Consider the following 19,241-nt stretch of genomic DNA (forward strand, 5'->3'; position numbering starts at 1 on the left):
ATGCATATTTTGTGATTATATTATCATAATCATATCTGCATAACGAAGAGGGATGGGCAAGACATGGCAACTGAACAACCGGCAATCACCCGCGCCACATTCGATGAAGTTATTTTGCCAATTTATGCACCGGCAGAATTCATCCCGGTAAAGGGGAAAGGCAGCCGCGTCTGGGATCAGCAGGGCAAAGAGTATATTGATTTTGCCGGCGGTATCGCGGTGACGGCGCTGGGCCATTGCCACCCGGCGCTGGTGGCGGCGCTTCACGAGCAGGGCGAAACGCTGTGGCATACCAGCAACGTCTTTACCAATGAGCCAGCGCTGCGCCTGGGACGTAAGCTTGTCGATGCCACCTTCGCCGAGCGAGTGGTGTTTATGAACTCCGGTACCGAAGCCAATGAAACAGCCTTTAAGCTGGCGCGTCACTATGCGGTGACCCGCCATAGCCCATATAAAACTAAAATCATCGCCTTCCATAATGCCTTTCATGGCCGCTCTCTGTTTACCGTCTCGGTCGGTGGGCAGCCGAAGTACTCCGATGGTTTCGGCCCTAAACCGGCGGATATTGTCCATGTTCCCTTCAACGACCTGCAGGCGGTAAAAGCGGTGATGGATGACCACACCTGCGCGGTGGTGGTGGAGCCGATTCAGGGCGAAGGCGGCGTGACGGCAGCAACGCCGGCGTTCCTGCAAGGACTGCGCGAACTGTGCGATCAGCACCAGGCGCTGTTAGTCTTTGATGAAGTGCAGTGTGGTATGGGGCGTACCGGATCGCTGTTCGCCTATATGCACTATGGCGTAACCCCGGATATTCTCACCAGCGCGAAAGCGCTAGGCGGCGGTTTCCCGGTCAGCGCCATGTTGACCACCCACGAGATCGCCAGCGCCTTCCATGCCGGTTCCCATGGGTCAACCTACGGCGGCAACCCGCTGGCCTGCGCGGTCGCCAACGCCGCTTTCGATCTGATCAATACTCCGGCGGTGCTGGATGGCGTGAACGCGAAACGCGAACTGTTCGTCAAACACCTGCAGCAGCTGGATGCCGAGTTTGATCTGTTCAGTGATATTCGCGGGATGGGCCTGCTGATTGGCGCCGAACTTAAGCCGCAGCACAAGGGCCGCGCGCGCGATTTCCTCTATGCCGCTGCGGAAGCCGGCGTCATGGTGCTTAACGCCGGGCCGGACGTGATGCGTTTTGTTCCCTCGCTGATCATCGAAGAGCAGGATATCGCCGAGGGGATGGCGCGCTTTGCCCAGGCCGTGGCAAAGGTGATTAACGGCTGATCTTCCGTAGCCAGATGCCATGATGCGGCCGCTGACGCCATGCTACAGACGAGATAGTGTGCATGGTGTTCAGATGGCCCAGAATGCGTTGCAGATGCTGCTCCAGGGTGCTCAACGGACCGATCGGCACCTCGCTTTCCGGTGACTCCATAATATTGACATCCCCTGTGCTGCCGGGGCCATCGCTGTCCAGCCGCTGCTGACAGCGCTGCAGGGCAATCTCACAGGATTCGAGATAGCGCTGGGCAAGATCCGGGGTGAGCATCGTATGCTCCCGGGCCAGGGTGGTCATGGCGTTGATATGTTCGACGATAAACTGGCTGTGCGTCACCCATAGCTTCATATCTTCCAGGTAGTGGGTATTGAACCCCGGCTCCTGCATCGCCTGATTCAGGGAGTTGTAGAGCGCGTTGTGCGCCTGATTAACGCGCATACGTTGATAGGCCAGCGCGGGCGCTTTGGGATCGGGGCTGAGGATCAGGCGAATCGCCTGCTGGTCGGCCTCCAGCGCATCGTGGGCGTTTTTTTTCAGCAGGCCGCTCTGCCACTGCGGCCACAGCCAGACCATCCCGCCGAAGGCGATCAGGCAGCCGATCAGCGTGTCGATCAGCCGGGCGATAATAAACTGTTCGCCGTTGAGCGTCAGCAGCTGCAGGGTATATACCGCCGTCACCGTAAAGCCCACCATCGCCCAGCCATAGTGTTTGCGGATAATCAGATAGCTGAGCAGTGTGATCAGCAGCATCCCGCTCAGGGTGTAGCTCTCCGGAACGTGAAAGTGCAAGGTCAGCCCGGCGATGATCAGGCCGGCGAGCGTCCCCGCCGCCCGGTGGACAATACGAACCCGCGTGGCGCCATAGCCATTCTGGGTAACAAAGAGCACCGTCATCAGGATCCAGTAGGGCTTCGGCAAATGCAGGGCGTTGCCCATCAGGCTGGCGATGCTCAGCATCACGCTGATGCGGGCGGCATTGCGCAGCGCGGGCGATTTCAGCGACAGATAGTTTTTTAGCGCGGGAAACAGCGGTAAACGACGCTCTTTGTCAGCCATCAGATCCCGGGCATACAGCGGGCGCTGGGTATGCAGCACCCGGGCGATGCGGCTGAAGTGCCAGGCGCAGAAGTGGCCGACCGGGTTGTGCGGATGCTGGCGGGCGATCTTTTCCAGGGCGCCGATCTGTTTATCCATCTGGAAGCGCTGCGGAAAGCGATGATAGAGCATGTCATCCGCCAGCACCCGCAGACGGGCGGCGACGGTCTGCGCGTTCCAGCGGATCACCGCTTCGGCATGGCTGCGTTCTACCAGTTTTTGCACCTCTTCCGGCTGATGCAGGCTGACCGAAATATGCTCCTGTAGATCCAGCCCCATCTGGAACGCCCGCAGAAGACGTTTGTGGTCGTTACGTTGGTTGGCGGCCAGCATATGCATCTGCTGATAGCACTGGGTGATTAAATCGACCACCTTCTGCTGGCGGATGAGCAGCGGCGGCAGGGCGGTCGAGGGATCGGTATGCTGGGTCAACAGGCTATATTTGGCTTCGCAATAATTGGCCAGTTCCCGGTAGAGCAGACTGAGCGACTCCCGCAGCGGCTGTTCACGCCACAGCCAGAACCAGAACCAGTTAAACACGCCGTACCATAGCGTGCCGAAGGCGTAGATCAGCAGCGGCTCCCAGATGGGCATATTGCCCGCCAGGCTGAGGGTAAAAATGGCGGCGATCAGCGACGCGGGCAGCAGGCGCGCGTGCAGCGAACTGATCTCCGCGGTGACGCCGAGCAATAGCGCCAGGCCGCTGAGAATAAGCGGCAGGGGAATCGCCTGGGCGAGCAGCAGCTGCACCACCAGGCTGCATCCGGCAAACAAACAGCCGCCGATAATCAGACGTTTAAAAAAGCGCTTATGCGGGGTGTCGAGGCCGGCGATGTTGCAGCAGGCGGGGACTAAGGAGAACAGGAGGCCCTGCTGGAGATGGCCGAGCAGAAGACCGATGGCCACAGGCAGACACAGCACCAGCGTTTGCCGCAGTGCATAGTTAACTTCCGGGTGGTAAATCAGCCTGCGCCACATGAGGGAAAAACAAAAACGGCGTACTGCAGGAGCAATACGCCGCTTAGCAACTTAACGGGTACCGTAGACGACGATAGTTTTACCGTGGGCGGAAATCAGGTTCTGATCTTCCAGCATTTTCAAAATACGGCCAACGGTTTCACGAGAGCAGCCGACGATCTGACCAATTTCCTGACGGGTAATTTTAATTTGCATACCGTCCGGGTGGGTCATGGCATCGGGTTGCTTCGCCAGGTTCAGCAGCGTCTGGGCGATACGGCCCGTCACGTCGAGGAAGGCGAGGTTGCCCACTTTCTCAGACGTCACCTGCAGACGGCGAGCCATTTGCGAAGAGAGACGCATCAGAATGTCCGGGTTCACCTGGATCAGCTGACGGAATTTCTTATAAGAGATTTCGGCCACTTCACATGCGGTTTTCGCCCGTACCCAGGCGCTACGCTCCTGACCCTCTTCAAACAGGCCTAATTCACCGATGAAATCGCCCTGGTTGAGGTAGGAGAGGATCATCTCTTTACCTTCTTCATCCTTGATGAGTACAGCCACGGAGCCTTTAACGATGTAGTACAGCGTTTCTGCTTTCTCACCCTGGTGGATCAGCGTGCTCTTTGATGGGTACTTATGAATGTGGCAATGAGACAAGAACCATTCAAGGGTAGGGTCTGTTTGCGGTTTGCCAAGCACCATGCGCGGTTATCCTCTGTTATAAGCTATCTCCGGGCGCCGACACTACACGGCGTCCGGGCATGCAATCGTATTGTTTCCCTATACCTGGGAAGCTGGCTGATGATTTTTCGACAGCCCGTAATGTGAACTCCTCTGCATACATGCAGTACATCAATGTATTACTGTAGCATCCAGACTGTTTTAGCATAGCTTTCGCCGCATGTCTCCTGGTGTCTCGCTTCAGCATGACGCAGGTCGCCTTCCGTTGCGAGAATTGTTATGTGCGCGTAATCTGACAAGAATATTGCGATACTGGAGTTAAATTTTATGCAAGCGCGTGTGAAATGGGTTGAAGGGTTAACCTTTATCGGGGAGTCCGCGTCAGGACACCAGATTCTGATGGATGGCAACTCCGGGGATAAGGCGCCCAGTCCGATGGAAATGGTGCTGATGGCGGCGGGCGGTTGCAGTGCGATCGATGTGGTCTCCATTTTGCAAAAAGGTCGCCATGAGGTGACTAACTGCGAAGTGAAGCTGACCTCTGAACGCCGGGAAGAGGCGCCGCGCCTGTTCACGCATATTAATCTGCACTTTATCGTCACCGGTAAGGCGCTGAAAGATGCCGCGGTCTCCCGTGCGGTGGATCTGTCGGCAGAGAAATACTGCTCGGTGGCGCTGATGCTGGAAAAAGCGGTGAAGATCACCCATTCCTATGAAGTGATCGAGGCGTAGTCTTCGCCTGCTGTTGTGAATTTTCTTAACCCCGGCCTGGCCGGGGTTTCTTCTGTTAGCCGATCTTGCGGCCTTCCATCAGGCGTTCGACCAGCGGCGCCATAATAAGCTCCATCGCCAGCCCCATTTTACCGCCCGGCACCACCAGAGTGTTCATGTGCGAGATAAACGAGCCCTGTAGCATCGCCAGCAGCCAGGGGAAGTCGATGTTCTGCAGATTGCGGAAATGGATCACCACAAAGCTCTCGTCCAGAGAGGGGATCGCTTTCGCGGCAAACGGGTTGGAGGTGTCCACCGTCGGCACGCGCTGAAAGTTGATGTGGGTGCGGGAAAACTGCGGGGTGATGAAGTTGATGTAATCTTCCATCGATCGGACGACGGAGTCCATCACCGCCTCCCGGGAGTGGCCGCGCTCGCTGGTGTCGCGAATGAGTTTCTGTATCCACTCGAGATTAACGATAGGCACGACCCCGACCAGCAGGTCGACATGGCTGGCGACATCATGCTGCGGCGTGACAACCCCGCCGTGCAGCCCCTCATAGAACAGCACGTCCGTCGGCTCCGGCAGCGGCTGCCACGGGGTGAAGGTTCCCGGCACCTGATTCCACGGCACGGCTTCGTCATAGGTGTGGAGGTATTTACGCGACTGACCTTTGCCATGGCGGCCATAGTCGACAAAGGTCTGTTCCAGCAGACCGAAGTCGTTCGCCTCCGGGCCAAAGTAGCTGATATGTTTGCCCTGATCCCGCGCTTTGCGGATCGCCATGTCCATTTCCGGGCGGGTGTAGCGATGAAAGCTGTCGCCTTCCACCTCCGCAGCGTGCAGATTTAGCTGCGCGAAGATTTTGCGAAAGGCGAGGCTGGTGGTGGTAGTGCCCGCGCCGCTGGAGCCTGTGACGGCGATCACCGGATGTTTGGCAGACATAACAACTCCCTGGTTAAACGATGTAGTGGCGTCGCCTTAGCCGTTAAACAGGGCGCGCGGCATAATATTGACCGTCTCATGCAGTTCCGACCACACGAGGACTGCCTCTCCGCGTTTCAGCTGCTGTTTTACATCGGCGACTTTATCGGCAAGTGAACGTTCATGTTCACCATAATCGGTGCCTTCACGTAACACAAAGCTTTCAATCAGGTTATCCAGCGTTTCGGGATCCAGATCCTGCCAGGGAATAATCATACGGGAACCTCCAGCCAGCGGTTTAACCAGTCGGGAATGCGTCTTTCCAGCCACATCTCCGGTTTACGCAGGGTGCCGCCGACGAAGCCAACGTGGCCGCCTTGTTCAGTCAATTGATACTCGACGTTCGCCGGCAGTTGTTCCTGCGGGGGAATGGAATGGTGGTCCATAAACGGATCGTCTTTCGCGTGAATGATGAGCGTCGGCTTAGTGATATCGCTGAGCCGCGGCATGGCGCTGCATTGCCGGTAGTAATCCAGCGCATCGGCAAAGCCATGGATTTTGGCGGTGATCATATCGTCAAATTCCCGGATGCGGCGCATCCCTTTGAGCTGACGTAAATCGACGGGCAGCGAGCCAGGATACGCTTTCAGCTTGCGTGAGGCGTTGGCTTTTAACAGATTGAGCAGGTAGCGCTGATAAACCCGCGAGAAGCCCTTATCCATATGATAGCTGCAGGCTTCCAGCATGAAAGGCGCGGAGACGATCACCGCCGCATCCAGCGGGCAGCGGTCGCCTTCTTCTGCCAGCAGGCAGCCCAGCATATTGCCGCCCAGCGAATAGCCGACGGCGGCGGTCGGCGCGGGGCCAAACTCGCGCTGCAGCCAGTGCAGAAACCAGGTGCCATCTTCCGTTTCGCCGGAGTGATAGATGCGGTGATTGCGGTTAGGTTCGCCGCTGCAGCCGCGAAAATGCATGACTACGCCAAGCCAGCCGCGCTGCATCGCCGCGTGGATCAGTCCATGGGCATACGGGCTGTGCAGACTCCCTTCCAGACCATGAAAGACGACGAGGCGCGGCTTGTGGCACGCCTGGTGCGGGTCTTCGCTCCAGGCGAGATCGACAAAATCGCCGTCTGGCAGCTCAAGGCGCTGCCAGTGCGGGGTAAAGCGCAATTTACGGCGGATCAGCCGCGGCAGCATGGTTTGCAGATGACGATTGCCCGCGCCGCGCATGGGATGGAACTCACGCGAATCGTTTTCGGGGGGCGTCATGTCTGTGGGGATGATTTCAACCATAGCACCAGAATAATTAATAAACGTGATGATGACTATACCGCGCAGGGCGCGCAGGAGTTAGCCAATATGTGGTCTTGTGGCCAGTGACGCCAGGTTACACCACAACAAACCATTGATGTCACTGATGGCCAGACCGCGAGGGCGGGCAGAAATACACTCTGCCCGCGCCGTAGTAGGCGCAGGCAGAATGATGACGCGGCGATTAGCCTTCCTGAAGCATGCGCTCCAGCTGCTCCTGTGCCTCCAGCCAGGCCATTTCGCACTCCTCCAACCCGGATTTCGCGCTGGCCTGCTGCTGCAGGCATTCAGTTAGTTCTGCTTTACGCGAGGCGTCGTAGAGTTCGCTGTCGCCAAGTTTCTCTTCTGCACTGGCCAGCTGCGCGTTGAGCTTATCCATCTCTTTTTCCAGACGGGCGATCTCTTTGCGCAGCGGTTGGGTCTGGCTGCGTAGCTCCGCTTCCCGACGCTTCTGGTCTTTGCGCGCTTGCGCGCTGTTGCCGCTCTCTTTTGGCGCGTCGCCGCTCTGGGACTCCTGTTTTTGCGAGTCGCTGAGCCACTGCTGATAATCTTCCAGATCGCCGTCGAACGGTTCGACTTTGCCATCGTGGACAAGGTACAGATCGTCGGTGGTGGAGCGGATCAGGTGGCGATCGTGCGATACGACCACCAGCGCCCCTTCAAAGTCGATCAGCGCTTCGGTTAAAGCCTGACGCATATCGAGGTCGAGATGGTTGGTCGGTTCGTCGAGCAGCAGCAGGTTAGGGCGCTGCCAGACGATCAGGGCCAGCACCAGACGCGCCTTTTCTCCACCGGAGAAGCGGCGGGTCTCTTCGCTGACCTTATCGCCCTGGAAACCAAAGCCGCCCAGATAATCGCGCAGCTTCTGCTCCAGCTCCTGCGGCGCCAGGCGCGCCAGGTGCTGCAGCGGCGACTCATCGGCGCGCAGAAACTCCAGCTGATGCTGGGCGAAGTAGCCGAGCTTGATGCCTTTGGCGAGGCCGATCTCCCCGCTTACGGGCTGGAGTTCGCCAGCCAGGAGCTTAATCAGCGTCGATTTCCCGGCGCCGTTGCGGCCCAGCAGGCCGATACGCGACCCCGGCACCAGATTGAGCTTGATGGAGTCGAGGATAATACGCTCGCCATAGCCGGCGCTGACTTTCTCCATCTTCAGCAGCGGGTTAGGCAGGCTCTCCGGCTGGCGGAAGCTGAAGTGGAACGGGTTATCCACGTGCGCCGGGGCGATGAGCTCCATCCGCTCCAGCATTTTAATACGGCTCTGCGCCTGCTTGGCTTTGGTGGCTTTGGCGCGGAAGCGATCGATATAGCTTTGCAGATGCGCGACACGCTGCTGCTGGCTTTCGTACATCGCCTGCTGCTGAGCGAGCCGGGTGGCGCGCTGCACTTCAAACGAACTGTAGTTGCCGGTGTACTCAAACATCGTCTGCTGTTCGATGTGGATAATTTTGTCGACGATAGGATCGAGGAAATCGCGATCGTGGGAGATCAGGATCAGCGTCCCCGTGTAGCCCTTCAGCCACTTCTCCAGCCAGATCACCGCATCAAGGTCGAGGTGGTTAGTCGGTTCATCGAGCAGCAGCAGATCGGAGCGGCAGATCAGCGCCTGCGCGAGGTTAAGGCGCATACGCCAGCCGCCGGAAAAATCGCTGACCGGCCGCTCAAGCTGTTCATTGCTAAAACCCAGGCCGTGCAGCAGGCTGGCGGCGCGGGAGCGGATGGTCCAGGCGTCGATGGCGTCCAGCTTGCCGTGGACGGTGGCGATGGCATGGCCGTCGTTGCGCTCGTTAGCCTGCTGGAGCGCGGCTTCCAGCTGGCGATATTCACGATCGCCGTCAATGACATAATCGATTGCCGGCTGCGGCAGGGCCGGGGTTTCCTGATTCACCCAGGCCAGCTGCCAGTTGCCGGGAAAGGTCATACTGCCGCCGTCAGCGCTTATCTCGTTTTTCAAAAGCGATAGCAGCGTCGATTTCCCGCAGCCGTTTTTCCCCACCAGACCGACCTTCTGGCCAGGGTTGATGGTAGCGGTGGCGTTGTCCAGCAGTACGCGTACGCCGCGACGAATTTGTAACGAGGAGAAAACAATCATAAGGCGCCGTATGTTCAGACTATGTTAATTTGTCATTATGATAATGTAGTTTGGAAGCGAATCGCTTCACCGGGCCGCCATGGTAGCCCAAAACGAAGACGATACACAAAGTCATTCTGGCTGTGTCAAAAAGCCGGGGCTGTGCAGGCCGCCAGAAGACCTAGGGGAGGGGAATGATGTCTCAGACAGCGAAAGTGTTGCTGCTGTATGCCCACCCAGAATCTCAGGATTCCGTGGCCAACCGGGTTTTATTACAACCCGCCTTACAGTTGCCGAACGTCACCGTGCACGATCTCTACGCGCACTATCCGGATTTTTTTATCGATATTGCTCACGAACAGGACCTGCTGCGCCAGCATGAGGTGATTGTTTTCCAGCATCCTTTATATACCTGGAGCTGTCCTGCGCTGCTCAAAGAATGGCTGGATCGTGTCTTAAGCCGCGGCTTCGCCAGCGGCGCCGGAGGGAACGAACTGGCGGGAAAGTACTGGCGCAGCGTGATCACCACCGGCGAACCAGAGAGCGCTTACCGTCGCGATGCAAATCGCTATCCGATGAACGATATTCTGCGTCCTTTTGAACTGACCGCCGGTATGTGCCGTATGCACTGGATGAGCCCCATCATTGTCTACTGGGCCCGGCGGCAGCAGCCAGAGGAGCTGCGCAGCCGCGCCCTGGCCTATCGGGACTGGCTGGCCAACCCCCTTGCCGCCGGAGGTGTCCATGGCGGGATTTGATCTGCTGCTGGCGGGGGTGCTGTTTTTGTTCGCGGCCGTCATCGCCGTCCCTCTGGCTTCAAGACTGGGGATTGGCGCGGTGCTGGGCTATCTGCTGGCCGGGATCGCCATTGGTCCGTGGGGGCTCGGATTTATCAGCGATGTGGATGAAATTCTCCATTTCTCTGAACTCGGCGTGGTGTTTCTGATGTTTATCATCGGCCTGGAGCTCAATCCCGCCAAGCTATGGCGGCTGCGAAGCTCCATCTTCGGCGTTGGCGCGGCGCAAGTGATGCTCAGCGCGGCGATCCTCGGCGGTCTGTTGATGACGACAGGGTTTTCATTGCAGGCGGCGGTGGTCGGCGGGATTGGCCTGGCGATGTCCTCTACCGCGATGGCACTGCAGCTGATGCGCGAGAAGGGAATGAGCCGCAGCGAATCAGGGCAGTTAGGCTTTTCGGTCCTGCTGTTTCAGGATCTGGCGGTGATCCCGGCGCTGGCGCTGGTGCCTCTGCTGGCTGGTTCCGCGGATGAGCATGTGAACTGGCTGACAGTCGGCATGAAGGTCCTGGCGTTTGCCGGGATGCTGATTGGCGGTCGCTATCTGCTGCGGCCGGTATTCCGCTTTATCGCCAGCTCCGGGGTCAGGGAAGTGTTCACTGCCGCCACGCTGCTGCTGGTTCTCGGATCCGCCCTGTTTATGGAGGCGCTGGGACTGTCGATGGCGCTGGGTACCTTTATCGCCGGCGTGCTGCTGGCGGAAAGCGAGTATCGCCATGAACTGGAGATCGCCATCGATCCGTTCAAGGGGCTGCTGCTTGGGTTGTTCTTTATCTCCGTCGGTATGGCGCTGAACCTTGGCGTGCTGTACACCCATCTGCTGTGGGTGGCGGTGAGCGTGGCGGTGCTGGTGGCGGTAAAAATGCTGGTGCTTTATCTGCTGGCCCGTCTCTATGGCCTGCGGAGTTCCGAACGTATGCAGTTTGCGGGCGTATTAAGCCAGGGCGGCGAGTTCGCGTTTGTCCTCTTTTCGCTGCCCGCCTCGCAGCGGTTGTTCCAGCACGACCAGATGGCGCTGCTGCTGGTAGCCGTCACCTTGTCGATGATGACCACGCCGCTGCTGATGAAAGGGATCGATAAGATATTGTCGCGACGCCTGAATCCAGCGGAGGATACCGATGAGGCGCCGTGGGTAGAGGATGATAAACCGCAGGTGATTATTGTTGGCTTTGGCCGTTTCGGCCAGGTGATCGGTCGCCTGCTGATGGCTAATAAGATGCGTATTACGGTGCTGGAGCGAGACATCAGCGCGGTAAATCTGATGCGCAACTATGGCTATAAAGTCTATTTTGGCGACGCTACCCAGCTGGAGCTGCTGCGCTCGGCAGGGGCGGAGGAGGCGCAGTCGATCGTCATTACCTGTAATGAGCCGGAAGACACCATGCGGCTGGTGGAGATGTGTCAACAACACTTTCCACATCTGCACATCCTGGCCCGCGCTCGCGGGCGCGTCGAGGCGCATGAGCTGCTGCAGGCCGGCGTGACGCAGTTTTCTCGTGAGACTTTCTCCAGTGCGCTTGAGCTGGGGCGTAAAGCCCTCATTACCCTGGGGATGCATCCTCACCAGGCCCAGCGCGCGCAGCTGCACTTCCGACGCCTCGATATGCGAATGCTGCGTGAGTTAATGCCGGTGCATACTGATACGGTACAGATATCACGCGTGCGGGAAGCCCGGCGCGAACTGGAAGAGATTTTTCAGCGCGAAATGCAGAAAGAGAGCCGGCAGCTGGACGGCTGGGACGAGTTTGAATAAAGGTAAATCATATGGCAGTGCGTAAACGTTTTATTGCCGGGGCGAAATGTCCGGCGTGCCAGGCGCAGGATTCACTGGCGATGTGGCGTGAGAATAATGTCGATGTTGTTGAATGCGTTAAGTGCGGTCATCAGATGCGTGAGGCGGATAAAGAGGCCCGTGAGCATGTACGCAAAGAGGAGCAGGTGATTGGCATTTTTCATCCCGACTAGCGTTATCCGTCGGCTTTTTTTAAGCTAAAGGGTACACGGCAGCAGAATTCCGCTACAATCTGCGCCACTATTCTTCCCATCTCAGGAGATATCATGAAAGTAGCAAAAGACCTGGTGGTCAGCCTGGCCTATCAGGTACGTACAGAAGACGGTGTGTTGGTTGATGAGTCTCCGGTAAGCGCGCCGCTGGATTACCTGCACGGTCACGGCTCCCTGATTTCCGGCCTGGAAAACGCGCTGGATGGCCACGAAGTGGGCGACAAATTTGACGTAGCCGTCGGCGCTAACGACGCTTACGGTCAGTATGACGAAAACCTGGTGCAGCGTGTACCGAAAGACGTCTTCATGGGCGTTGATGAACTGCAGGTTGGCATGCGCTTCCTGGCGGAAACCGATCAGGGTCCGGTACCAGTAGAAATCACTGAAGTTGAAGACGACCACGTTGTGGTTGATGGCAACCACATGCTGGCAGGCCAGAACCTGAAATTCAATGTGGAAGTTGTCGCCATCCGCGAAGCGACCGCTGAAGAGCTGGAGCACGGTCACGTGCACGGCGCGCATGGTCACGATCACGACCACGATCATGGTCACGATGGCTGCTGCGGCGGTCACGGTCACGGTCACGGTCACGACCACGATCATGGCCACGACCATGGTAAAGGCGGCTGCGGCGGCCACGGTGGCTGCGGCTGCCACTAATCTTTGCGCCTCGGCACGAAGACGACAAAAAGCGGGGAAACCCGCTTTTTTTACGCCTCAATAGTGCGGCGGTGGCGTTTCTTCAGCCTGGGAGGCGATATGGGAGGGTTGGGTCGCCTTCAGCTTCTCGATCATCAGACGCATATGCTCCCGCATCTTCGCCATCTCGATCTCGTGGGCGGTCACGGTTTTGTTGAGGTCTTCGATGGTGATTTCCTGAAACGCCAGCCGGCTTTCCAGCTCCGCAAGGCGCGTTTCTAATGTGCTATCGTGCATGGGTAACCTCTTTAGTCTGATCCTGCGGGCGGATTCTACTTAAGTTTCCCCCGGCGCGCAGCATCGCTGCGTCCTACAGGAAACTTATTCATACAAAAATAGTCCTAAAAGAGGCGATATTCAGGAACGTCCGTATGTAGATTTTAACGGCGACGTTCTATAGTACGTTTTTTGCTTTTTACGATAACCCTGGGGTGAGAGGCCCCGGCCCTGGAGAAATGGATGAAATCACTGTTTAAAGTAACGCTGCTGGCGACCACAATGGCCGTCGCCCTGAATGCACCGCTGACCTTTGCTGCAGATACCGCGGCGAAAGCAGCCCCGGCGGCTGAGAGTAAATCGGCATTTAAAAATGACGATCAGAAATCAGCCTATGCGCTGGGCGCGTCCCTGGGGCGTTACATGGAAAACTCCCTGAAAGAACAAGAAAAACTGGGCATTAAGCTGGATAAAGCCCAGCTGATCGCCGGCGTACAGGACGCGTTTGCCGATAAGAGCAAACTGTCCGACCAGGAGATCGAACAGACTCTGCAGGCCTTTGAAACACGCGTGAAGACCGCAGCTCAGCAGAAAATGGAAAAAGACGCTACTGAGAACGAAACCAAAGGTAAAGCTTTCCGTGACAGCTTTGCCAAAGAGAAGGGCGTGAAAACGTCTAAGACTGGCCTGCTGTATAAAGTCGAGAAAGAAGGCACTGGCGATGCGCCTAAAGACAGCGACACCGTGGTGGTTAACTACAAAGGTACGCTGATCGACGGCAAAGAGTTTGATAACTCTTATACCCGCGGCGAGCCGCTCTCTTTCCGTCTCGACGGGGTGATCCCGGGCTGGACTGAAGGCCTGAAGAACATCAAGAAAGGCGGCAAAATCAAGCTGGTCATTCCGCCAGATCTGGCCTACGGCAAAACCGGCGTCCCGGGGATCCCGGCCAACTCCACGCTGGTCTTTGATGTAGAGCTGCTGGATATCAAACCGGCGCCGAAAGCAGATGCTCAGCCGGAAGCCGCTGGCGATGCGAAAGCCGCAGACGCGAAAGCTGACGCTAAGAAGTAATCGGGTTCAGGCCGCCGTCTCGTTAGAGGCGGCGGCTTTTTTATTGCGCGCAGATATAATTAAAACTGGAAAGATCCTCAGGCGCTGTATTACTTTAGATAGCTTAATAATGATGATGAGCCTGCCCTGACAATAACGACAGGCTCCTGAAAAGGAGTGCTTTTTTTCATGTCCAGGTCGCTTTTAACCAACGAAACCAGCGAGCTTGACCTGCTGGATCAACGTCCCTTTGACCAGACCGATTTCGATATTCTTAAATCTTATGAAGCGGTGGTGGACGGGTTGGCGATGCTCATCGGTTCGCACTGTGAAATCGTGCTGCATTCTTTGCAGGATCTGAAATGCTCTGCCATCCGTATCGCCAATGGTGAACATACCGGCCGCCAAATCGGTTCACCGATTACCGATCTTGCGCTGCGCATGCTGCACGATATGACGGGCGCCGATAGCAGCGTTTCCAAATGCTACTTTACCCGCGCCAAAAGCGGCGTCCTGATGAAGTCGGTGACGATTGCCATCCGCAACCGCGATCACCGGGTGATTGGTCTGTTGTGCATCAACATGAATCTGGATGTGCCGTTTTCGCAGATCATGAGCACCTTTATTCCACCAGAAACGCCTGAGGTTAACTCGCCGGTGAACTTTGCTTCCTCGGTTGACGATCTGGTCGCCCAGACTCTGGAATTCACCATCGAAGAGGTGAATGCCGATCGCAGCGTGTCGAACAATGCTAAAAACCGTCAAATCGTGCTGAATCTCTACGAGAAAGGGATCTTCGATATTAAAGACGCCATTAACCAGGTGGCCGATCGTCTGAATATCTCCAAGCACACCGTCTACCTCTATATTCGCCAGTTCAAAAGCGGTGATTTCCAGGGGCTGGATAAGTAATGCGTTTTGCCCTCACGGTGACCGGACCTGCCTATGGCACGCAGCAGGCGAGCAGCGCCTGGCAATTTGCTCAGGCCGTGCTGCAGGAAGGCCATGAGCTGGCGTGCGTTTTTTTCTATCGCGAAGGCGTGCTTAACGCTAACCAGTTGACGGCGCCCGCCAGCGATGAGTTCGATCTGGTGCGCGGGTGGCAATCCCTCCACAATGAGCACGGCGTCGCGCTGCATATCTGCGTGGCGGCCGCCCTGCGTCGTGGCGTAACGGACGAACGCGAAGCGCAACAGCTCGCTCTGCCTGGCCATAATCTGCAGCCGGGTTTTACGTTAAGCGGACTTGGCGCGCTGGCGGAAGCGGCGCTCACTTGCGATCGGATGGTACAGTTCTGATGAAACGTGTGGCTTTCGTTTTTTCTTCCGCACCGCACGGCAGCGCCGCCGGCAGGGAAGGCCTCGATGCCTTATTAGCCACCTCCGCCCTCACCGACGAGATTGGCGTGTTTTTCGTAGGCGACGGCGTGTTTCAGCTGTTGCCCGCCCAGCGGCCTGGTGCTGTGCTGGCCCGCGACTACATCGCCACCTTTAAACTGCTGTCGCTATACGATATCGACCAGTGCTGGCTGTGCGCCGAGTCGGCGCGAGAGCGCGGCCTGGATCCTGCGACCCCGTGGGTGGTGGATGCCGAATGCCTGGCGCCGGATGCCCTGCGCGCCCGTCTGCATGAATTTGATGTGATTTTGCGTTTCTGAGGCCCCCATGCTCCATACGCTCAGTGTTTCTCCCTGGCATGCCGATATCGCAGCAATGCTTCGCTTGATGGAGCAAGGTGACGATCTGTTACTGCTGTCTGATGGCGTCGCGGCGGCTATCGCCGGCGGCCGCTTCCTTGAGATCCTGCAATCCGCCCCCATAACCCTTTACGTGCTGCAAGACGACGTTGACGCCCGCGGGCTAACTGGTCAAATTGCGGACAGTGTCGGCAGGGTTAGCTATACTGATTTCGTCAGACTCACAGTCAAACATGCCGGTCAGTTGGCCTGGTGATGGCGGGATCGTTGTATATTTCTTGACACCTTTTCGGCACCGCCCTAAAATTCTGCGTCCTCATAATATATGAGGCGATTTATTACGTGTTTACGAAGCAAAAGCTAAAACCAGGAGCTATTTAATGGCAACAATTAACCAGCTGGTACGCAAACCACGCGCGCGCAAAGTTGCAAAGAGCAACGTGCCAGCGCTGGAAGCCTGCCCGCAGAAACGTGGCGTATGTACTCGCGTATATACCACCACTCCTAAGAAACCGAACTCCGCACTGCGTAAAGTTTGCCGTGTGCGTCTGACTAACGGTTTCGAAGTCACCTCCTACATCGGTGGTGAAGGTCACAACCTGCAGGAGCACTCCGTGATCCTGATCCGTGGCGGTCGTGTTAAAGACCTTCCGGGTGTTCGTTACCACACCGTTCGTGGTGCGCTTGACTGCTCCGGCGTTAAAGACCGTAAGCAGGCTCGCTCCAAGTACGGCGTGAAGCGTCCTAAGGCTTAATGGTTCTCCGTTAAGTAAGGCCAAACTGATTTATCTTAATGTCATACTAAACTCTTAGAGTTTTGGACAATCCTGAATTAACAACGGAGTATTTCCATGCCACGTCGTCGCGTCATTGGTCAGCGTAAAATTCTGCCGGATCCGAAGTTCGGATCAGAACTGCTGGCTAAATTTGTCAATATCCTGATGGTAGATGGTAAAAAATCTACTGCAGAAACTATCGTATACAGCGCGCTGGAGACCCTGGCTCAGCGTTCTGGTAAATCTGAACTGGAAGCCTTCGAAGTTGCGCTCGAAAACGTGCGCCCGACTGTCGAAGTTAAGTCCCGCCGCGTAGGTGGTTCTACTTATCAGGTTCCAGTTGAAGTTCGTCCGGTCCGTCGTAATGCCCTGGCAATGCGTTGGATCGTTGAAGCTGCTCGTAAACGCGGTGATAAATCCATGGCTCTGCGCCTGGCGAACGAACTCACTGATGCTGCAGACAACAAAGGTACTGCAGTTAAGAAACGTGAAGACGTTCACCGTATGGCCGAAGCCAACAAGGCGTTCGCTCACTACCGTTGGTAATCCCTTCGGAGTCATAGTCACCAGGCGGGCGCTTCAGATGAGTCGCCCGCTCTGGATAACTTAACTGAACGCCTAAAGAAATAAACGAGGAATCAAATGGCTCGTACAACACCCATCGCACGCTACCGTAACATCGGTATCAGTGCGCACATCGACGCCGGTAAAACCACTACTACCGAACGTATTCTGTTCTACACCGGTGTAAACCACAAAATCGGTGAAGTTCATGACGGCGCCGCTACCATGGACTGGATGGAGCAGGAGCAGGAACGTGGTATCACCATCACTTCCGCTGCGACTACTGCATTCTGGTCTGGTATGGCTAAGCAGTATGAACCGCACCGTGTAAACATCATCGACACCCCGGGGCACGTTGACTTCACTATCGAAGTAGAACGTTCCATGCGTGTTCTTGATGGTGCGGTAATGGTTTACTGCGCAGTTGGTGGTGTTCAGCCGCAGTCTGAAACCGTATGGCGTCAGGCAAACAAATATAAAGTTCCGCGCATCGCGTTCGTTAACAAAATGGACCGCATGGGCGCTAACTTCCTGAAAGTTGTTGGTCAGATCAAAACCCGTCTGGGCGCGAACCCGGTTCCGCTGCAGCTGGCAATTGGTGCTGAAGAAGGTTTCACCGGCGTTGTTGACCTGGTGAAAATGAAAGCCATCAACTGGAACGATGCAGACCAGGGCGTAACCTTCGAATACGAAGATATCCCGGCTGACATGCAGGACCTGGCTGACGAATGGCACCAGAACCTGATCGAGTCCGCAGCTGAAGCTTCTGAAGAGCTGATGGAAAAATACCTGGGTGGTGAAGAACTGACTGAAGAAGAGATCAAAAAAGCTCTGCGTCAGCGCGTTCTGAACAACGAAATCATCCTGGTAACCTGTGGTTCTGCGTTCAAGAACAAAGGTGTTCAGGCGATGCTGGATGCGGTAGTTGACTACCTGCCATCCCCGGTTGACGTTCCGGCGATCAACGGCATCCTGGACGACGGTAAAGATACTCCGGCTGAGCGTCACGCAAGCGACGACGAGCCGTTCTCTGCACTGGCGTTCAAAATCGCTACCGACCCGTTCGTGGGCAACCTGACCTTCTTCCGCGTGTACTCCGGTGTGGTTAACTCTGGTGATACCGTACTGAACTCCGTGAAAGCTGCACGTGAGCGTTTCGGTCGTATCGTACAGATGCACGCTAACAAACGTGAAGAGATCAAAGAAGTTCGCGCGGGCGACATCGCTGCTGCAATCGGTCTGAAAGACGTAACCACTGGTGACACCCTGTGTGACCCGGATGCGCCGATCATTCTGGAGCGTATGGAATTCCCTGAGCCGGTAATCTCCATCGCCGTTGAGCCGAAAACCAAAGCTGACCAGGAAAAAATGGGTCTGGCTCTGGGTCGTCTGGCTAAAGAAGACCCGTCTTTCCGCGTATGGACTGACGAAGAGTCTAACCAGACCATTATCGCCGGTATGGGTGAGCTGCACCTCGACATCATCGTTGACCGTATGAAGCGTGAATTCAACGTTGAAGCGAACGTCGGTAAACCTCAGGTTGCTTACCGTGAAGCGATTCGCGCGAAAGTTACCGATATCGAAGGTAAACACGCCAAGCAGTCTGGTGGTCGTGGTCAGTACGGTCACGTTGTGATCGACATGTACCCGCTGGAGCCGGGCTCTAACCCGAAAGGTTACGAGTTCATCAACGACATCAAAGGTGGTGTAATTCCTGGCGAATACATCCCGGCCGTTGATAAAGGCATCCAGGAACAGCTGAAAGCTGGTCCGCTGGCAGGTTACCCGGTAGTTGATATGGGTATCCGTCTGCACTTCGGTTCTTACCACGACGTTGACTCCTCTGAGCTGGCGTTTAAACTGGCTGCGTCTATTGCCTTTAAAGAAGGCTTTAAGAAAGCAAAACCAGTTCTGCTTGAGCCGATCATGAAGGTTGAAGTAGAAACTCCGGAAGAGAACACTGGTGACGTTATCGGTGACTTGAGCCGTCGTCGCGGTATGCTGCGCGGTCAGGAATCCGAAGTAACCGGCGTTAAGATCCACGCTGAAGTACCGCTGTCCGAAATGTTCGGTTATGCAACTCAGCTGCGTTCTCTGACCAAAGGTCGTGCATCATACACCATGGAATTCCTGAAGTATGATGATGCGCCGAACAACGTTGCTCAGGCCGTTATTGAAGCCCGTGGTAAATAATCCACAGGATTAAAACCTAAGTCCCGTGCTCTCTCCGAAGGGGAGAGCACTATAGTAAGGAATATAGCCGTGTCTAAAGAAAAATTTGAACGTACAAAACCGCACGTCAACGTTGGTACTATCGGCCACGTTGACCATGGTAAAACTACCCTGACTGCTGCCATCACTACCGTTCTGGCTAAAACCTACGGTGGTTCCGCTCGCGCATTCG

22 protein-coding genes are annotated in these 19,241 nt (G+C 56.3%); 15 read left to right on the forward strand and 7 right to left on the reverse strand.

The genetic code is table 11. The features are described from left to right. Positions 1 to 63 precede the first annotated feature (63 nt). Positions 64 to 1,284 (forward strand): aspartate aminotransferase family protein, encoded by a 1,221-nt coding sequence (locus ABLV76_RS04270; protein WP_004202198.1) that lies wholly within the window; start codon positions 64 to 66, stop codon positions 1,282 to 1,284. On the opposite strand, the gene ABLV76_RS04275 is transcribed toward ABLV76_RS04270, so the two are convergent. Beyond that, positions 1,274 to 3,352 carry a YccS/YhfK family putative transporter gene (locus ABLV76_RS04275; protein WP_348878195.1) on the reverse strand — a complete coding sequence of 693 codons (2,079 nt, stop codon included), beginning with the start codon at positions 3,350 to 3,352 and terminating at the stop codon, positions 1,274 to 1,276. The genes ABLV76_RS04270 and ABLV76_RS04275 overlap by 11 nt on opposite strands. A 51-nt stretch (positions 3,353 to 3,403) precedes the next feature. After that, the gene (gene crp, locus ABLV76_RS04280; protein WP_000242758.1) at positions 3,404 to 4,036 is read right to left on the reverse strand and encodes a cAMP-activated global transcriptional regulator CRP; all 633 of its coding nucleotides are present in this window, start codon (positions 4,034 to 4,036) and stop codon (positions 3,404 to 3,406) included. 306 nt (positions 4,037 to 4,342) lie between these two features. On the opposite strand from crp, the gene ABLV76_RS04285 reads away from it, so the two are divergent. Further along, complete coding sequence (locus tag ABLV76_RS04285; RefSeq protein WP_004202200.1) at positions 4,343 to 4,747, forward strand: OsmC family protein; 405 nt, start codon at positions 4,343 to 4,345, stop codon at positions 4,745 to 4,747. A gap of 55 nt (positions 4,748 to 4,802) precedes the next feature. Here ABLV76_RS04285 and ABLV76_RS04290 read toward each other — a convergent pair whose 3' ends face one another. The 4 genes from ABLV76_RS04290 to ABLV76_RS04305 all read right to left on the reverse strand — a co-directional run bounded on the left by ABLV76_RS04290 (position 4,803) and on the right by ABLV76_RS04305 (position 9,053). Beyond that, positions 4,803 to 5,672: a phosphoribulokinase gene (locus tag ABLV76_RS04290; protein WP_004202201.1), complete on the reverse strand. Its 870-nt coding sequence runs from the start codon at positions 5,670 to 5,672 to the stop codon at positions 4,803 to 4,805. A gap of 36 nt (positions 5,673 to 5,708) precedes the next feature. Further along, positions 5,709 to 5,927, reverse strand: coding sequence for a YheU family protein (locus ABLV76_RS04295; protein WP_002920151.1), 219 nt, complete (start codon positions 5,925 to 5,927; stop codon positions 5,709 to 5,711). Further along, positions 5,924 to 6,922 (reverse strand): hydrolase, encoded by a 999-nt coding sequence (locus tag ABLV76_RS04300; protein WP_072206932.1) that lies wholly within the window; start codon positions 6,920 to 6,922, stop codon positions 5,924 to 5,926. The genes ABLV76_RS04295 and ABLV76_RS04300 overlap by 4 nt, the downstream gene beginning before the upstream one ends. A gap of 226 nt (positions 6,923 to 7,148) precedes the next feature. Further along, positions 7,149 to 9,053, reverse strand: coding sequence for an ABC transporter ATP-binding protein (locus ABLV76_RS04305; protein ID WP_017899944.1), 1,905 nt, complete (start codon positions 9,051 to 9,053; stop codon positions 7,149 to 7,151). A 173-nt stretch (positions 9,054 to 9,226) separates the two neighbouring features. Between ABLV76_RS04305 and kefG the strand changes: the two genes are divergently transcribed. The 4 genes from kefG (at position 9,227) to slyD (ending at position 12,493) form a co-directional block, all read left to right on the forward strand. Further along, positions 9,227 to 9,790 (forward strand): glutathione-regulated potassium-efflux system ancillary protein KefG, encoded by a 564-nt coding sequence (kefG, locus tag ABLV76_RS04310; protein WP_004202208.1) that lies wholly within the window; start codon positions 9,227 to 9,229, stop codon positions 9,788 to 9,790. Beyond that, positions 9,777 to 11,582 carry a glutathione-regulated potassium-efflux system protein KefB gene (gene kefB / locus ABLV76_RS04315; protein WP_348878196.1) on the forward strand — a complete coding sequence of 602 codons (1,806 nt, stop codon included), beginning with the start codon at positions 9,777 to 9,779 and terminating at the stop codon, positions 11,580 to 11,582. Before kefG ends, kefB begins: the two co-directional genes overlap by 14 nt. Positions 11,583 to 11,593: 11 nt before the next feature. Continuing rightward, a complete protein-coding gene (locus tag ABLV76_RS04320) occupies positions 11,594 to 11,794 on the forward strand; it encodes a YheV family putative zinc ribbon protein (protein WP_002920143.1) in 201 nt (66 codons plus the stop codon). Positions 11,795 to 11,887: 93 nt separating this feature from the next. Beyond that, positions 11,888 to 12,493 (forward strand): peptidylprolyl isomerase, encoded by a 606-nt coding sequence (gene slyD, locus ABLV76_RS04325; protein WP_043522629.1) that lies wholly within the window; start codon positions 11,888 to 11,890, stop codon positions 12,491 to 12,493. A gap of 57 nt (positions 12,494 to 12,550) precedes the next feature. Here the strand turns inward: slyD and ABLV76_RS04330 are convergent, their stop codons facing one another. Next, on the reverse strand, positions 12,551 to 12,769 hold the full coding sequence (locus ABLV76_RS04330; protein ID WP_002920136.1) for a protein SlyX: 219 nt from the start codon (positions 12,767 to 12,769) through the stop codon (positions 12,551 to 12,553). Positions 12,770 to 12,991: 222 nt separating this feature from the next. On the opposite strand from ABLV76_RS04330, the gene fkpA reads away from it, so the two are divergent. From fkpA to ABLV76_RS04375, 9 genes are all read left to right on the forward strand, one after another. Then, on the forward strand, positions 12,992 to 13,822 hold the full coding sequence (gene fkpA / locus ABLV76_RS04335) for an FKBP-type peptidyl-prolyl cis-trans isomerase (protein ID WP_004202215.1): 831 nt from the start codon (positions 12,992 to 12,994) through the stop codon (positions 13,820 to 13,822). A 168-nt stretch (positions 13,823 to 13,990) separates the two neighbouring features. Beyond that, entirely contained in the window at positions 13,991 to 14,713 is a 723-nt protein-coding gene (locus ABLV76_RS04340; RefSeq protein ID WP_002920130.1) for a transcriptional regulator, read from the forward strand. Then, the gene (gene tusD / locus ABLV76_RS04345) at positions 14,713 to 15,099 is read left to right on the forward strand and encodes a sulfurtransferase complex subunit TusD (RefSeq protein WP_004202218.1); all 387 of its coding nucleotides are present in this window, start codon (positions 14,713 to 14,715) and stop codon (positions 15,097 to 15,099) included. Before ABLV76_RS04340 ends, tusD begins: the two co-directional genes overlap by 1 nt. Beyond that, the gene (gene tusC, locus ABLV76_RS04350; protein ID WP_004202220.1) at positions 15,099 to 15,458 is read left to right on the forward strand and encodes a sulfurtransferase complex subunit TusC; all 360 of its coding nucleotides are present in this window, start codon (positions 15,099 to 15,101) and stop codon (positions 15,456 to 15,458) included. The genes tusD and tusC overlap by 1 nt, the downstream gene beginning before the upstream one ends. A gap of 7 nt (positions 15,459 to 15,465) precedes the next feature. Next, positions 15,466 to 15,753: a sulfurtransferase complex subunit TusB gene (gene tusB / locus ABLV76_RS04355; RefSeq protein WP_004202221.1), complete on the forward strand. Its 288-nt coding sequence runs from the start codon at positions 15,466 to 15,468 to the stop codon at positions 15,751 to 15,753. 124 nt (positions 15,754 to 15,877) lie between these two features. After that, complete coding sequence (gene rpsL / locus ABLV76_RS04360) at positions 15,878 to 16,252, forward strand: 30S ribosomal protein S12 (RefSeq protein WP_002920115.1); 375 nt, start codon at positions 15,878 to 15,880, stop codon at positions 16,250 to 16,252. Between the two features lie 96 nt (positions 16,253 to 16,348). Then, a complete protein-coding gene (gene rpsG, locus ABLV76_RS04365; RefSeq protein ID WP_002920113.1) occupies positions 16,349 to 16,819 on the forward strand; it encodes a 30S ribosomal protein S7 in 471 nt (156 codons plus the stop codon). Between the two features lie 96 nt (positions 16,820 to 16,915). Beyond that, the gene (fusA, locus tag ABLV76_RS04370; RefSeq protein WP_004202222.1) at positions 16,916 to 19,030 is read left to right on the forward strand and encodes an elongation factor G; all 2,115 of its coding nucleotides are present in this window, start codon (positions 16,916 to 16,918) and stop codon (positions 19,028 to 19,030) included. 69 nt (positions 19,031 to 19,099) lie between these two features. Beyond that, positions 19,100 to 19,241: GTP-binding protein (locus tag ABLV76_RS04375; protein ID WP_074437493.1), on the forward strand; the 142-nt coding region annotated here is incomplete at its 3' end.

Source organism: Klebsiella sp. GB_Kp047 (genome assembly GCF_040065235.1).
Lineage (GTDB): Bacteria > Pseudomonadota > Gammaproteobacteria > Enterobacterales > Enterobacteriaceae > Klebsiella > Klebsiella quasipneumoniae.

What these genes read in the sequence shown, in the direction of transcription:
- ABLV76_RS04270 (WP_004202198.1), top strand. Translation starts at nt 64, where the DNA reads ATGGCAACTGAACAACCGGCAATCACCCGCGCCACATTCGATGAAGTT.
- ABLV76_RS04275 (WP_348878195.1), bottom strand. Translation starts at nt 3,352, where the DNA reads ATGTGGCGCAGGCTGATTTACCACCCGGAAGTTAACTATGCACTGCGG.
- crp (WP_000242758.1), bottom strand. Translation starts at nt 4,036, where the DNA reads ATGGTGCTTGGCAAACCGCAAACAGACCCTACCCTTGAATGGTTCTTG.
- ABLV76_RS04285 (WP_004202200.1), top strand. Translation starts at nt 4,343, where the DNA reads ATGCAAGCGCGTGTGAAATGGGTTGAAGGGTTAACCTTTATCGGGGAG.
- ABLV76_RS04290 (WP_004202201.1), bottom strand. Translation starts at nt 5,672, where the DNA reads ATGTCTGCCAAACATCCGGTGATCGCCGTCACAGGCTCCAGCGGCGCG.
- ABLV76_RS04295 (WP_002920151.1), bottom strand. Translation starts at nt 5,927, where the DNA reads ATGATTATTCCCTGGCAGGATCTGGATCCCGAAACGCTGGATAACCTG.
- ABLV76_RS04300 (WP_072206932.1), bottom strand. Translation starts at nt 6,922, where the DNA reads ATGACGCCCCCCGAAAACGATTCGCGTGAGTTCCATCCCATGCGCGGC.
- ABLV76_RS04305 (WP_017899944.1), bottom strand. Translation starts at nt 9,053, where the DNA reads ATGATTGTTTTCTCCTCGTTACAAATTCGTCGCGGCGTACGCGTACTG.
- kefG (WP_004202208.1), top strand. Translation starts at nt 9,227, where the DNA reads ATGATGTCTCAGACAGCGAAAGTGTTGCTGCTGTATGCCCACCCAGAA.
- kefB (WP_348878196.1), top strand. Translation starts at nt 9,777, where the DNA reads ATGGCGGGATTTGATCTGCTGCTGGCGGGGGTGCTGTTTTTGTTCGCG.
- ABLV76_RS04320 (WP_002920143.1), top strand. Translation starts at nt 11,594, where the DNA reads ATGGCAGTGCGTAAACGTTTTATTGCCGGGGCGAAATGTCCGGCGTGC.
- slyD (WP_043522629.1), top strand. Translation starts at nt 11,888, where the DNA reads ATGAAAGTAGCAAAAGACCTGGTGGTCAGCCTGGCCTATCAGGTACGT.
- ABLV76_RS04330 (WP_002920136.1), bottom strand. Translation starts at nt 12,769, where the DNA reads ATGCACGATAGCACATTAGAAACGCGCCTTGCGGAGCTGGAAAGCCGG.
- fkpA (WP_004202215.1), top strand. Translation starts at nt 12,992, where the DNA reads ATGAAATCACTGTTTAAAGTAACGCTGCTGGCGACCACAATGGCCGTC.
- ABLV76_RS04340 (WP_002920130.1), top strand. Translation starts at nt 13,991, where the DNA reads ATGTCCAGGTCGCTTTTAACCAACGAAACCAGCGAGCTTGACCTGCTG.
- tusD (WP_004202218.1), top strand. Translation starts at nt 14,713, where the DNA reads ATGCGTTTTGCCCTCACGGTGACCGGACCTGCCTATGGCACGCAGCAG.
- tusC (WP_004202220.1), top strand. Translation starts at nt 15,099, where the DNA reads ATGAAACGTGTGGCTTTCGTTTTTTCTTCCGCACCGCACGGCAGCGCC.
- tusB (WP_004202221.1), top strand. Translation starts at nt 15,466, where the DNA reads ATGCTCCATACGCTCAGTGTTTCTCCCTGGCATGCCGATATCGCAGCA.
- rpsL (WP_002920115.1), top strand. Translation starts at nt 15,878, where the DNA reads ATGGCAACAATTAACCAGCTGGTACGCAAACCACGCGCGCGCAAAGTT.
- rpsG (WP_002920113.1), top strand. Translation starts at nt 16,349, where the DNA reads ATGCCACGTCGTCGCGTCATTGGTCAGCGTAAAATTCTGCCGGATCCG.
- fusA (WP_004202222.1), top strand. Translation starts at nt 16,916, where the DNA reads ATGGCTCGTACAACACCCATCGCACGCTACCGTAACATCGGTATCAGT.